We start from the raw sequence: 12441 nt of genomic DNA, 5'->3' as shown, positions 1-12441 counted from the left end.
ACACCGGACATGACATCCCTCCGCACGCGACTGTTCATCGGTTTGCTCCTGGCCTGCACCGCGCCGCTCTGGGCACAGGAGGCGCGCGATGCCAGCGCGCAGCTGGCACCGCAGGAGCAGCGCATCACCGATGAGGCGCTCTACGCCGACCATTCCACCTACCAGGCCACGCAGGACCGCATACAGGCGCTCAACGACGGTGGGCGTCCGGTGCGCGATTACCATCTCGCCAAGGCGCAATGCTGGCTAGACGTGTCTTTCCATGAGTATTCGCGCAACGATCGAAGCGACTTCCCGCAGGATGCGCTGGACCAGTCGGCGCAGCTGATCGGCGCGATGGAGCAGGGCGCCGAGCCGTCGAACGACACGCCTCTGGTGAACAATGCCCGCCGCCTGCGCGAGGACTTGTGGAAGCGGTTGGGTGCGATCCACGGCACGCCCGGATTCGAGTGCGCCCAGCAGGCCGTGGCCTGTGGTGAGGTCGAACTGGTGCACGCCGGCAACGAGTTCAACCAGCAGCAGTGGCGCCACGCGAAACCGTACATCCAGATGGCTGAGGACCTGACCAACGAGGCCGAGTCGTTGGCGCGCAACTGCACGCCGGAGCCGCAGAACATGACGCTGACGGCGAACCTGCTGTTCGATTTCGATCGCGACACGATGAGTCGGGTGCGCGGCGAATCGAAAGCCGTGCTGACCAAGGCCTTGCAGCGGGCGAAGGACGAGAACCTGCGCATCACCTCGATCCGGCTCATCGGGCACGCCGATCGCCTGCAAGGGCCGACGCGGCAGTACAACCAGGCGCTGTCGGAGCGGCGCGCGAAGGCCGTGCGCGATTACCTGATTACCCAGGGCATCCCCGCCGACATCATTTCCTATGAGTGGCGGGGCGACACGGAGCAGGTACAGGCGTGCGATGGGCTGGGAGGCGACAAGCTCCGCGAGTGCCTGCTTCCGAACCGTCGCGTCGAGGTCAGCATCCTCGTCGAGAAGTCGGCTCCGTAAGCCCTGGGCGATGCGACCAAGCGGGAGGCGGGGGGCATCGGCCCGGCCGGCCTTTCGCGGACCTTGTCCGATCCGCTACTTGGGCGCTCGCCCTTTTCGGCGGACAATGGCCCGCCATCGAACGCCGCGCTGCTGGGACAAGTGACCGTAGATAAACAAAAAACGTTGGATCCGCAGACCATCAAGCTGTCGGTTGCGCCGATGATGGACTGGACTGACACGCATTGCCGCGTGTTCCATCGGCTGCTTGCGCCGCATGCGCGGCTGTACACGGAGATGGTGCATGCCAATGCAGTGATCCACGGCGATCGCGATCGGCTGCTGGCGATGGATGCGGTGGAGCATCCGGTCGCGTTGCAGCTCGGAGGCAGCGAGCCGGAGTTGCTCGCGCAGGCGGCACGCATCGGTGCCGAACACGGCTTCGACGAGGTCAACCTCAACTGCGGTTGTCCGTCCGATCGCGTGCAGGCCGGGCGTTTCGGCGCATGCCTGATGCGCGAACCGACGCTGGTGGCGGAGAGCGTCGCGGCGATGGTCGAAGGCTGCGACGTGCCGGTCACGGTGAAGTGCCGGCTCGGCGTCGACGACGACCACGACTGGGATCGCTTCGCGCATTTCATCGACACCGTTGCGCAGGCCGGCTGCGGCATGTTCGTGATCCACGCGCGCAACGCGTGGCTGCAGGGTCTGTCGCCGAAGGAGAACCGCGAAGTGCCGCCGCTGCGCTACGACTGGGCGTACCGGCTCAAGCACGAACGTCCGCAGCTGCAGATCGTCGTCAACGGCGGCATCGCCATGCAGGACGAGGCGACCGCGCACCTGGACCACACCGACGGCGCGATGCTCGGTCGCGCCGCGTACCACGATCCGTACCTGCTGCACCGGCTCGACGTGGCCTGGTTCGGTGGCGAACTGCGCAGCCGCGGCGAACTGCTGCGCGCGCTGCGTCCCTATGTCGAGTCGCAGCTCGCGCGCGGCGTCTACCTCAAACACATTACCCGGCACCTGCTGGGCCTGTTCGCGGGCGAGCGCGGCGGCCGCGCGTTCCGCCAGGTGCTCAGCGAGGGCGCGCACAAGCCGGGCGCGGACTGGTCGCTGATCGAGGAAGCGCTCGCGATCACCGAATCCTTCGCCGGCGAACGGGTCGACGCCGCATGATCACGCGCGACCTCGCGGCGTTCTTCGATATCGCACGCGGCCTGCATGCGGATTTCGGGCCGGCGACCGCGCGTGCCGCGTTCCTGGTCGCGCCGGACGGTTTCCGTCTCGCCGAACAGTCCGCATCCGACAATCGCTACATGGCGCAGGCGGCGGGCTTCGATGCCGCGCGTGCCAGCGAACAGCACCGCGCACTGCATCGGGCACTCTCACAGGTCGTGCCGACGGTATGCTTCGCGGGCGATCCGCAGGCGCCGGACGGCCTGTTCCCCAACAACGTGTTCGCGACCGCCGCCGGTCGTTACGTGGTCGGCCGCATGCGCCATCCCGTGCGCCAGCGCGAAGCGGAACGCGAGGACATCCGCGCGTTCTTCGCCGGCGTACTCGACTACGCCGAGATCGACCTGTCCACGCAGCCGCATCCGTGCGAACTCACCGGCGCGCTGGTGATCGACCGCGCGCGCGGCATCGGCTACTGCGGCCTGTCCGAACGCTGCGACGAGGCGGGCGCGGCGCTCATGCACGAAGCGCTCGGGTTGCGCGCAACGTTGATGTTCGACCTGGCGCCGGGCGAGTACCACACCAACGTGGTGCTCGCGGTGCTGGCGGGCCGCGCCGCGCTGGTCGCGCCGCGCGGTTTTGCGCGGGATGAGGTCGCGCGGGCCATCGCGGAGTTCCATGCGCCGCACGCGGTGATTCTGTCGGACGCCGAGCACCGCGCGTTCGCTGGCAATGCCATCGCCCTGTCGGACGACGCGGTCTGGATGAGCGCCGATGCCGCGCGCGCGCTGGCGCCGGAAAGCCGGGCCGTGCTGGCCGGCGCGGGGTTCCAGGTCCGCAGCGTCGAACTCGACGCCATCGAGGCCGCGGGCGGCTCGCTGCGATGCTGCGTGGGCGAGGTCTTCTAGTGCCCGGCGCCTGCCTCACGTCGGGCGCCATGAATGCCGGCCAGTCCCAGCGGGAAAAGTTCAGACCGGATTCACCGCTCCGTTTCGAGAATGCACACTCGTCGCACGGACATGCGATATTGCCGCGTTCCCAGCCCTGCCCGCCATGAAGAAGCCGCTGTCCCGCACCGCCCTGATGATCCTGCTGGCCGCCGTCTCGGCGACCGTCGGAACCGCGTGGGCGCAGCAGGGGCGTGGACAGGGACAGGATCGCGGCGACGACCGCGGTCACGATCGCGGTGAGGACCGTCGCGGACTCTCGGATTCGGTGCGTCGGGTCGAGCGCCGCACCGGTGGCCAGGTCCTCAGCGCGGAGCGGGTGCCGTACGACGGCCGTGACGTCAACCGCGTGAAGGTGGTGGACTCCAGCGGCCGCGTTCGCATTTACATGGACGATCCGCAATCGCAATCGCGTGGCCGGGATCCGCAGGACGACCCTACACGCCGCAACGACGACTGACCCGCCACGCTCTGGGAATCCCGCCCCCGGGGAGCGGCCTAGAACGAACCGACGACATTGGAGTCCACATGCGAATTCTGCTGGTCGAAGACGAAGCTCCGCTGCGCGAAACCCTGGCGGCCCGCCTGAAGCGCGAAGGCTTCGCGGTCGATGCCGCCCAGGATGGCGAGGAAGGCCTGTACATGGGCCGCGAAGTTCCGTTCGACCTGGGCATCATCGACCTGGGCCTGCCGAAGATGTCGGGCATGGAGCTGATCAAGGCCCTGCGCGACGAAGGCAAGAAGTTCCCGGTGCTGATCCTGACGGCGCGTTCGAGCTGGCAGGACAAGGTCGAGGGCCTCAAGCAGGGCGCCGACGACTACCTGGTCAAGCCGTTCCACATCGAGGAACTGCTGGCCCGCCTCAACGCGCTGGTGCGCCGCGCCGCCGGCTGGAGCAAGCCGACGCTGGAATGCGGTCCGGTGGTGCTCGACCTCGCCGCGCAGACGGTGAGCGTCAACGGCAGCAATGTCGACCTGACCAGCTACGAGTACAAGGTGCTCGAGTACCTGATGATGCACGCCGGCGAGCTGGTCTCGAAGGCGGACCTGACCGAGCACATCTACCAGCAGGACTTCGACCGCGACTCCAACGTGCTGGAGGTCTTCATCGGCCGCCTGCGCAAGAAGCTCGACCCGGATGGCTCGCTCAAGCCGATCGAGACGGTCCGTGGTCGTGGCTACCGCTTCGCCATCGCGCGCAGCGGGGAATAAGCAACAGCGCACGGATTCGATGATTCCCACGCGCCGGGCGTCGGCGAGCAATCGTCAACGCGCGGCGCGCTGGTTACCCTTGGCGGCAATGCCGTCTTCCGCATGCCACTTCCACGCCGGACATCGCACCGGTCGCCGCCGATGAGCTGGGGCCAGCCGCGTTCGCTGCAGGCCCGACAGCTGCTGGCGGCGAGCCTGGGCCTGCTGGCGTTCCTCGCGTTGGCAGGCTACGCGCTCGACCGCGCGTTCCTGGAAACGGCCGAAAGCAACATGCGCCAGCGCCTGCGCAGCCTCGCGCTGGCTTACGTGGCAGGCGGCGAATTCGCGCGCAACGGGGAGTTCATCCCCCCGTACGAGACGGTCGATCCGCGCCTGGAGCGTCCGGGCAGTGGCCTCTACGCTGAAGTGGTGCTGCCCAACGGGCACTGGGATTCGTCCTCCGCGCAGGGCCCGACCCTGCCGGCCGGCGAGATGCTCGCGGCCAACCTGGAGACCTTCGAGGGGCCGCTGCCGATCAAGGAGATCAACGGTCAGCCCGGCGAGGCCTACCGCTATGGCCGCGGCCTGATCTGGAGCGCGGGCGGCGACGACGCGCGCTCGGAGTTCCCGTACACCATCTACATCCTCGAAGACACCACCGCGCTGAGCCGCCAGGTGAGCGTATTCCGCCAGGCTCTGTGGCGTTACCTCGGTGGTGCCGGTTTCATCCTGCTGCTGTTGCAGGCGGTGATCATGCGCTGGAGTCTGCGCCCGCTGCGGCGCGTGATCGACGAACTCAAGCGCGTGCAACGCGGCCTCGCTTCGCGCATGAGCGGGCGCCATCCGCGCGAGCTGGAACCGCTGACCGAAAGCATCAACGCCTTCATCGAGAGCGAGCGCGAGAACCTCGAGCGCCAGCGCAACACGCTGGCCGATCTGGCGCACAGCCTGAAGACGCCGCTTGCCGTGCTGCGCGCGCGCATCGGCGAGGACGTCAGTGCGGCGGAACTGCGCGAGGAAATCGACACGCAGGTGCGGCGCATGAGCGACCTGGTGTCGTACCAGCTCGCGCGTGCGGCGCGGTCGGGCCACGTGCTGTTCGCCGCGCCGCTGGAGATCGAACCCTACGCCGACCAGATCGTGCGCAGCCTGGAGAAGATCTACGCGTCGAAAGGCGTGCTGTGCGAGTTCGATCTCGACGACGGTGTGAAGTTCTACGGCGAGCCCGGCGACCTGCAGGAAGTGTTGGGCAACCTGCTCGAGAACGCGTTCAAGTGGGCGCACTCGCGCGTGCTGCTGACGGTGAAGGAAGGCGAGATCGCGCCGAACCGTCGTCCGGGCCTGTTCCTCGCCGTGGACGACGATGGTCCCGGCGTGCCGGAGGACAAGATCGAGCTGATCCTGCAGCGCGGCGTGCGCGGCGACGAGCGCGTGCAGGGCCACGGTATCGGCCTGGCCACGGTGCAGGACGTGGTGCGCAGCTATCGCGGCACGCTCGATGTGAGCCGCTCGCAGGAACTGGGCGGCGCGCATTTCGAAGTGGTGTTGCCGCCGGGCCTGTAAGTCGTCGCGCTCAGGCGAAGGGCGAGGGCCCGTAGAACCGCTGCAGGTGTTCGGCGACCTTCGGTATCGCGCGACGAAGCGTGTGCGGATCGCTGAAGTGATACTCCGTGACGACGGCGAAGAACTCCTCCGGCGCTTCCGCGGCATAGCCGTCGATGACCGTGTCGCGTCCCGCATCGACTTTCGCCGCGAGCGCGTCGTACGCGGTCTGGAAGTCGCGCGCCCATTCGCGCTGCCACGCACGCGGCAACGGCGGCGTGCCGTCGAGCAAGCCATCGAGCACGTCGATCTTGTGCGCCATTTCGTGCGCGGCCACGCAGAAGCCCGCGCGTGGATCCTCGCAATCGGCGACGACGTCGGCCCACGACAGGATCACCGGACCCTGTTCCCAGGCTTCGCCGATGAGTTCGTCTTCCCATTCGTGCAGTACGCCGGCCGCATCGACGTGCGTGCGATCGACGCGGAACGCATCGGGATAGACGATCAGCTGCGACCAGCCACGCAGTCCTTCGGCGCCGAATTCCAGCAGCGGCAGACAACACAGCGCGGCGAGGCTGCAGCGCTGTTCGTCGTCGAGGGTGAGTTCGCCGATCGGCGTGACGGTCTTCTCGTGCAGGAAGCGCGCGACGAGTTCGCGCAGTCGCGCCTCGCGTGCGCCGTCGAGCGAAGACAGCCACGGCACGCGCGAACGCGTGCCGTGCCAGACATCGTCGGGAATGGAAGCGGGACCGCCGCGAAGGCGTCGGAACAGACCTAGCAAACGCGCGTCTTAGCGGAACATGCCCGGCAGGAAGCTGTGCCAGCGCGGGGACTGCATGCGCGAGCTGGTGCCGGCGTCGCTGTGGACGCTGGGTCGGGCCTTCACTTCACGGGCGGGAGCGGTCGCGCGCGGCGTGGCACGGGTGTTCTCACGCGCGAGCGATGCTGCTTCCGGGCAGCTGCCGCTGTTGGCGGAGCTGAGCTTGATCTCGCGCGCAGCCACGGTCGAGCTGGCGACCACGATCAGCAGGCACAGGCAGATCCGGAACATGGCGGAATCCTCGGACGGACCCGGGGCGCACCCCGGGCAAGACTGGACTATAGCGCGAAAACGGGACGTCGGCCGGACGGGCTGGTGGTGCATTGCAGCAACTCTCCATGTATCGGCGCCGCCCGGTTCGGGCCGTTCGGCGACCGTCGATCCGGACGGCACCTTGCAGACGCAATCATCTCCTATCGATGCACGGTCGGGGCGAAACGTTGCAACGCTTCGCCGCGCACGGCCATCGTCCCGCCGATTCGTGACCGTAGGGTGTCCCCGGAGCGGCATTTCGGGCGGTCCCGGGCGCGATCGCGCGTGTGCATTGCCGTTCGTCGGCCGGGGCGGCTCCCGCATAATCCGCGCCATGAATCGCGCTCCCTCCGTCGCCCGTCTGGACCCTCTCCGCCGCCTGCCGTCGTGGGCGCGCTGATGGACGAGCGCGCACTGCTGCAACGGCTGATCGAAGGCCCGGCGTCCGGCGACGCCCTGGCCCGCGCCAGCGGCCAGACCCGCGCCGCCATCTGGAAGCGCATCGGTGCGCTGCGCGAAGCCGGCGTGCCGATCGAGGCGAAGGCGGGGCGCGGCTACGTGCTGACGACGCCGCTGGAGCTGCTCGATGCCGGTGCGATCCGTTCCGCGCTGATCCCGGCGGCTGCCGCTGTCCTGGCCGGGCTCGACGTGGCCTGGACCCTCGACTCGACCAATACCGAACTCCTGCGCCAGCCCACGCCCGAGCGCGGCGCTCGCGTGCTGCTGGCCGAGCGCCAGACCGGCGGCCGCGGTCGTCGCGGGCGCGAGTGGTCGTCGCCGCTGGCGGCACACCTTTATGTGTCCGTCTCGCGCCAGTTCGGTGCCGGTCTGGCGCGCCTGGGCGGGTTGAGCCTGGTAGCCGGCATTGCCGCGGCGGAAGCCCTGCGCGGCCTCGGCTTCGACGACGTGCGCCTGAAGTGGCCGAACGATCTCGTCGTTCCCGCATTCGACGGCAGCCTGCGCAAGCTCGGCGGCATCCTCGTCGAAGGCGGCGGCGAACACGCCGGTCCGGCGCGAGCAGTGATCGGGTTGGGCATCAACGTGCGCATGCCGGCGGACGTGGCGGCACGGATCGATCAACCGTGGTGCGATCTCGCGGGCCTGTCCGCGCCTGCACGCGCGCCCGATCGCAATGCGCTGGCCGGTGCGGTGCTGTCGCGCTTGTTGCCGGCGCTCGACGAATTCGATGCGACCGGCCTCGCGCCGTTCCAGGCGCGCTATGCCGCACTCGACGCGCTGGCTGGGCGTCCTGTCACCGTGCACGCCCCGACGGCGACGCTCGCCGGCATCGCGCTCGGCCTCGCGGACGACGGTGCGCTGCGCGTGCGCCTCGACGACGGTCAGGAACGCGCATTCCATTCGGGAGAAGTCAGCGTGCGCAGCGGAGCGACGGCATGAGCGCGTGGCTGTTCGATCTCGGCAACACGCGGCTGAAGTGCGCGCCGCTGCTCGACGGCGGCCGCGTCGGTGAAGCGCGTGCGCTACCGCATCGCGAGGAAGACGTGGCGGCCGCGCTGACGCAGCATCTGCCGGAACACATCGACGTCGCCTACCTGGCCAGCGTCGCGCAGCCTGGCCTACGCGTGGCCGTGCTGGAAGCGCTCGCCTCGCGTTGCCGGCGTATTTCCATCGCGCGCACGCAGCCGCGTTTCGGCGACGTGCGCATCGCCTATCGCGATCCGCGCAAGCTCGGCGTCGACCGCTTTCTGGCGCTGGTCGCCGCGCATGCACGCGCGCAGGGACCGGCGCTGGTGTGCGGCGTGGGCACGGCGCTGACGGTGGACCTGCTCGATGCTCAGGGAACCCACCTCGGCGGCCGGATCGCGCCGTCGCCGACGCTGATGCGCGAAGTCCTGCACGCGCGCGCGCCGCAGCTGCCGGAGCAGGGCGGGAATTACGTGGATTTCGCCGCCGACACCGAGGACGCGCTGGCGTCCGGCTGCGACGGCGCGGCCGTCGCCCTGATCGAACGCAGCCTCGACGCGGCCCGTGTCCGGCTCGGCGAGGAACCGCGACTGTTGCTGCACGGCGGCGGTTCGGACACGCTGGCGGCGCACCTGCCGACCGCGACCGAAGTCGCAACGCTCGTGCTCGAAGGCCTCGCGCAGTGGGCCGCCGTCGAAACCGCCGCTTAGGATTGCCCCTTAGAATCTCGCCCCATGCTCGTACGCGCCCTGGTCGTCCTGCTGCTCGTGCTCAATCTCGGCGTCGCCGCCTGGTGGATGCTGCGCGCGCCGCCGTCGCCGCCGATCGCGGTCGAACAGCCCGCGGACGTCGCGCGCCTGCAACTGGTGCGCGAAACCCGCGCGCCGCAGCCGGCCGCGCCTGCCGCACCGGCGACCACGACGACTGCGCCATCGCCATCGCCCATCGCACCATCGGCCACGAAGGCTCCGGCACCGATGCCGCCGGAAGCACTCCGCGATGCGACCGCCGCCGCCATTCCCGCCGGCGCGCGCTGCTACAGCGTCGGCCCGTTCAACGATTCCACCGCCGCGCAGAATGCGCGCGAACTGTTGATGGCCGTATCGAGCCGTGTCGTGCCGCGCGAGCAGCGCACCGGTTCGAGCGCGCGCGGCTGGCGCGTCTACCTGCCTGCGGCGGCCACGCTCGAGGACGCACAAGCGATGGCCGGGAAGATTTCCGCGGCGGGCTTCGGCGATTTCTTCGTCGTGCGCCAGGGCAGCGAGGCCAATTCGATCGCACTGGGCCGTTACCGCAGCGAGGACTCCGCACGCCGCCGCGCCGACAGCCTCACTGGTGCGGGCTTTCCCGCGCGCGCTGAGCCGCTGGGCGAGGGTCGCGTGTCGGTCTGGCTCGATCTGGTCGCCAAGCCAGAGTTCGATCCCGCCCGCGCCGAAGCCGCGGTGCAGATGGCGCCGCGACCGCTGGATTGCGCGCGCCTGCGCTGACATGGGCGCGACCGTGGCCGCAGGCTAGAATGTCCGTCTCGCCGGCATAGCTCAGTTGGTAGAGCAACCGCCTTGTAAGCGGTAGGTCGTCAGTTCGATTCTGACTGCCGGCACCAGACGAGGACGCCATCGATGAGTCGTACCCATCCGCCGGTTTCGCTGATCGGCGCACCGACCGACGTCGGCGCAGGACACCGCGGCGCCCGGCTCGGACCGGAAGCGCTGCGAATCGCCGGCCTCGGCGAGGCCCTGCTCAAGCGCGGCGTCGACGTGGTCGATCGCGGCAACCTCGACGGCCCGCGCAATCCCTGGCAGAAGCCGGTGGAAGGCTATCGCCACCTGGCGGAAGTGGTCGCGTGGAACCGCCTCGTGATGGACGCGGTGTCGGCCGAGCTGGAACAGCAGCGCCTGCCGATCCTGCTCGGCGGCGACCACTGCCTGGGGCTGGGTTCGATCACGGCGGTCGCGCGCCATTGCCGTCGCACCGGCAAACAACTGCGCGTGTTGTGGCTCGACGCGCACGCCGACTTCAACACCAGCCAGGTCACGCCCTCGGGCAACGTCCACGGCATGCCGGTGGCGTGCCTGTGCGGACTCGGCCCCGACGCACTGACGAACCTCGGCGGCGAAGCGCCCGCGCTGCGGCCGGAGGAGATCCGCCAGATCGGCATCCGTTCCGTCGACGAAGGCGAGAAGCGCCTTGTGCAGGAATACGGTCTCGATGTGTACGACATGCGCTACATCGACGAGATCGGCATGAAGCGGGTGATGGAAGAAGCGCTGGAAGGCGTGGACGACAACACCCATCTGCACGTCAGCTTCGACGTGGACTTCCTCGATCCCAGCATCGCGCCCGGCGTGGGCACGACGGTGCCGGGCGGGCCGAACTACCGCGAAGCGCAGCTGGTGATGGAGATGATCGCGGACACGGGGCGGATGGCCTCGCTCGACATCGTCGAACTCAACCCGATCATCGACAAACGCAACCGTACCGCGCGGTTGGCGGTGGACCTGGTCGAAAGCCTGTTCGGCAAGTCGACCCTGATGCGCGACTGAGCGACGGCGTCCTGAATTGCGGCTGACATCACGCCCGTCGACCCGGTCGGGCGGGTGCGGCCGGCGGCGGGCCATGCGATCCTTGGGCCATTACCAGACCTCGTCTCGGGGAGAGACCATGAAGCGCTTTGTTTCCCTGCTGCTGCTCGCCACCTTCTCGCTGGCCGTGCTGACCGCCTGCAACACGATGGAAGGCCTCGGAAAGGACGTGAAGAAGCTCGGCCAGAAGGTCGAGGACAAGGCCAGCAACTAAGCCGGTCCTCCATCGATCCAGCACAGCGAAGGCCGGCCCTGCCGGCCTTTGTGCTGTCTGGACCCCGGACCGGACAGGGTGGGCAAACCGGCGGCGCCGGCCCCGCTTAAACCCGGCACGGTCCCACCGCATCACAGCCACTATGCTGACCGTCGTGACCGAAAACCTGACCGACATGCCCGTCGCGAGCGAGGACGGGAGCGAGGAACGCAGCCTGGTCTCCGCCGCCGCGCGCGGCGAGGTGCGTGCCTTCGAGGCGCTCTACCGCCGCCATGCCGGTCGCGTGCACGGCGTGATCGCCCGTCTCGTCGGTGGGCAGGGCGCGCGCGCCGAGGACCTGACCCAGGAAGCCTTCGTCCGCGCATGGCAGGCGTTGCCGGCGTTCCGGTTCGAGTCGGCCTTCTCGACCTGGCTGCATCGGCTGGCGGTGAACACCGCGCTGATGGAAATGCGCAGCCGCCGCAGCCGCCCGCAGGACGATGGCGATTCGGACGAGGAGGTATTCGATCTGCTCGGCAGCGCCGATTCGGCCGGACACACCACGGCCCTGTCGATGGACCTGGAACGCGCCGTCGCCAGCCTGCCGCCGCGCGCCCGCGCGGTGCTGGTCCTGTACGACGTCGAGGGCTGGAAGCACGAGGAGATCGCCGCCGAACTCGGCATGGCGGTCGGCAGTTCGAAAGCGCAATTGCATCGCGCGCGCAATCTGTTGCGCGAACGGTTGGGAGCACACGCATGAACACCCACGATCACAACGACGACACCCCCCGCGAACTTCCCGACGCGCTGCGCTGGCAGCTGCGTGCGATGCGTCGCGACGTCCCGCCGGGCGAGGACCTGTGGCCCGGCATCGCGCAGCGACTGCAGGCGCAGCCGCGGCAGGCCGCCGCACCGTCGCGTCCGCGCTGGCTCACGCCGGTGGCGATGGCCGCGACGCTGGTGCTGGCGGTCGGCACGGTCGGCCTGTGGCGCAGCGACAACGACGTGCAGTCGCCGCGCGACACGGTGACGACGGCAGCGACGACGCGCACCGGCGGCAGCCTCGTGCAGCGCGAAGCGCAGGGCATGACCCGGCAGTACCAGGCGGCGATCCAGGAGGTCGGCAGCGGCCACCCACCGGCCGAACTGCAACCGGCCTTCGACGAACTCGACCGCAACGCCGCGCTGATCCTCGAAGCGCTGGCGCACGACCCCGATTCGCGCCTGCTGCTCGAACAGCTGCGCAAGACGTACGCACGCCGCCTCGCACTTGCGCAACGCATCGCGTACGCCTGATGTTGTCCGCATCCTCCTCCACCGACCTTC

The 12441-nt window shown here is 69.1% G+C and carries 15 protein-coding genes and 1 tRNA gene; 14 read left to right on the top strand and 2 right to left on the bottom strand.

From position 1 onward, the window contains the following. The first annotated feature begins 9 nt into the window (after positions 1–9). The 6 genes from FOF45_RS03975 (at position 10) to FOF45_RS03950 (ending at position 5864) form a co-directional block, all read left to right on the top strand. Entirely contained in the window at positions 10–1005 is a 996-nt protein-coding gene (locus FOF45_RS03975) for an OmpA family protein (RefSeq protein WP_158982706.1), read from the top strand. A 165-nt stretch (positions 1006–1170) separates the two neighbouring features. Then, positions 1171–2163, top strand: coding sequence for a tRNA dihydrouridine(20/20a) synthase DusA (gene dusA / locus FOF45_RS03970; RefSeq protein WP_267902647.1), 993 nt, complete (start codon positions 1171–1173; stop codon positions 2161–2163). Beyond that, positions 2160–3071 (top strand): arginine deiminase-related protein, encoded by a 912-nt coding sequence (locus FOF45_RS03965; RefSeq protein WP_158982705.1) that lies wholly within the window; start codon positions 2160–2162, stop codon positions 3069–3071. The genes dusA and FOF45_RS03965 overlap by 4 nt, the downstream gene beginning before the upstream one ends. Positions 3072–3216: 145 nt before the next feature. Next, a complete protein-coding gene (locus FOF45_RS03960; protein WP_158982704.1) occupies positions 3217–3570 on the top strand; it encodes a hypothetical protein in 354 nt (117 codons plus the stop codon). A 68-nt stretch (positions 3571–3638) separates the two neighbouring features. Continuing rightward, positions 3639–4322: a response regulator transcription factor gene (locus tag FOF45_RS03955; RefSeq protein ID WP_137833915.1), complete on the top strand. Its 684-nt coding sequence runs from the start codon at positions 3639–3641 to the stop codon at positions 4320–4322. A gap of 141 nt (positions 4323–4463) precedes the next feature. Next, positions 4464–5864 carry an ATP-binding protein gene (locus tag FOF45_RS03950; RefSeq protein ID WP_158982703.1) on the top strand — a complete coding sequence of 467 codons (1401 nt, stop codon included), beginning with the start codon at positions 4464–4466 and terminating at the stop codon, positions 5862–5864. A 10-nt stretch (positions 5865–5874) separates the two neighbouring features. On the opposite strand, the gene FOF45_RS03945 is transcribed toward FOF45_RS03950, so the two are convergent. Together FOF45_RS03945 and FOF45_RS03940 are read right to left on the bottom strand one after the other, a co-directional pair. Next, positions 5875–6615 (bottom strand): M90 family metallopeptidase, encoded by a 741-nt coding sequence (locus FOF45_RS03945; RefSeq protein WP_158987203.1) that lies wholly within the window; start codon positions 6613–6615, stop codon positions 5875–5877. Between the two features lie 18 nt (positions 6616–6633). Beyond that, entirely contained in the window at positions 6634–6894 is a 261-nt protein-coding gene (locus FOF45_RS03940; RefSeq protein ID WP_158982702.1) for a hypothetical protein, read from the bottom strand. 420 nt (positions 6895–7314) lie between these two features. Here FOF45_RS03940 and birA point away from each other — a divergent pair, with 420 nt between their 5' ends. The 8 genes from birA (at position 7315) to FOF45_RS03900 (ending at position 12411) form a co-directional block, all read left to right on the top strand. Continuing rightward, a complete protein-coding gene (birA, locus tag FOF45_RS03935; protein WP_158987201.1) occupies positions 7315–8313 on the top strand; it encodes a bifunctional biotin--[acetyl-CoA-carboxylase] ligase/biotin operon repressor BirA in 999 nt (332 codons plus the stop codon). Beyond that, entirely contained in the window at positions 8310–9050 is a 741-nt protein-coding gene (locus tag FOF45_RS03930) for a type III pantothenate kinase (protein WP_158982701.1), read from the top strand. Before birA ends, FOF45_RS03930 begins: the two co-directional genes overlap by 4 nt. A 24-nt stretch (positions 9051–9074) precedes the next feature. Beyond that, on the top strand, positions 9075–9827 hold the full coding sequence (locus tag FOF45_RS03925; RefSeq protein WP_158982700.1) for an SPOR domain-containing protein: 753 nt from the start codon (positions 9075–9077) through the stop codon (positions 9825–9827). Positions 9828–9867: 40 nt separating this feature from the next. Beyond that, positions 9868–9943 (top strand) — tRNA-Thr (locus FOF45_RS03920). 16 nt (positions 9944–9959) lie between these two features. Continuing rightward, a complete protein-coding gene (rocF, locus tag FOF45_RS03915; protein ID WP_158982699.1) occupies positions 9960–10883 on the top strand; it encodes an arginase in 924 nt (307 codons plus the stop codon). Positions 10884–11001: 118 nt separating this feature from the next. Next, positions 11002–11136 carry an entericidin A/B family lipoprotein gene (locus tag FOF45_RS03910; RefSeq protein WP_158982698.1) on the top strand — a complete coding sequence of 45 codons (135 nt, stop codon included), beginning with the start codon at positions 11002–11004 and terminating at the stop codon, positions 11134–11136. A gap of 175 nt (positions 11137–11311) precedes the next feature. Continuing rightward, complete coding sequence (locus FOF45_RS03905; protein ID WP_158987199.1) at positions 11312–11875, top strand: RNA polymerase sigma factor; 564 nt, start codon at positions 11312–11314, stop codon at positions 11873–11875. Further along, positions 11872–12411 (top strand): hypothetical protein, encoded by a 540-nt coding sequence (locus tag FOF45_RS03900; protein ID WP_158982697.1) that lies wholly within the window; start codon positions 11872–11874, stop codon positions 12409–12411. The genes FOF45_RS03905 and FOF45_RS03900 overlap by 4 nt, the downstream gene beginning before the upstream one ends. The last annotated feature ends 30 nt before the right edge of the window (positions 12412–12441 follow it).

Source organism: Lysobacter panacisoli, assembly GCF_009765165.1.
In the GTDB taxonomy this organism is placed as follows: Bacteria; Pseudomonadota; Gammaproteobacteria; order Xanthomonadales; family Xanthomonadaceae; genus Lysobacter_J; species Lysobacter_J panacisoli.
The sequence above is the reverse complement of the archived record's forward strand: the minus strand, read 5'-3'. Positions and strand labels throughout refer to the sequence as shown.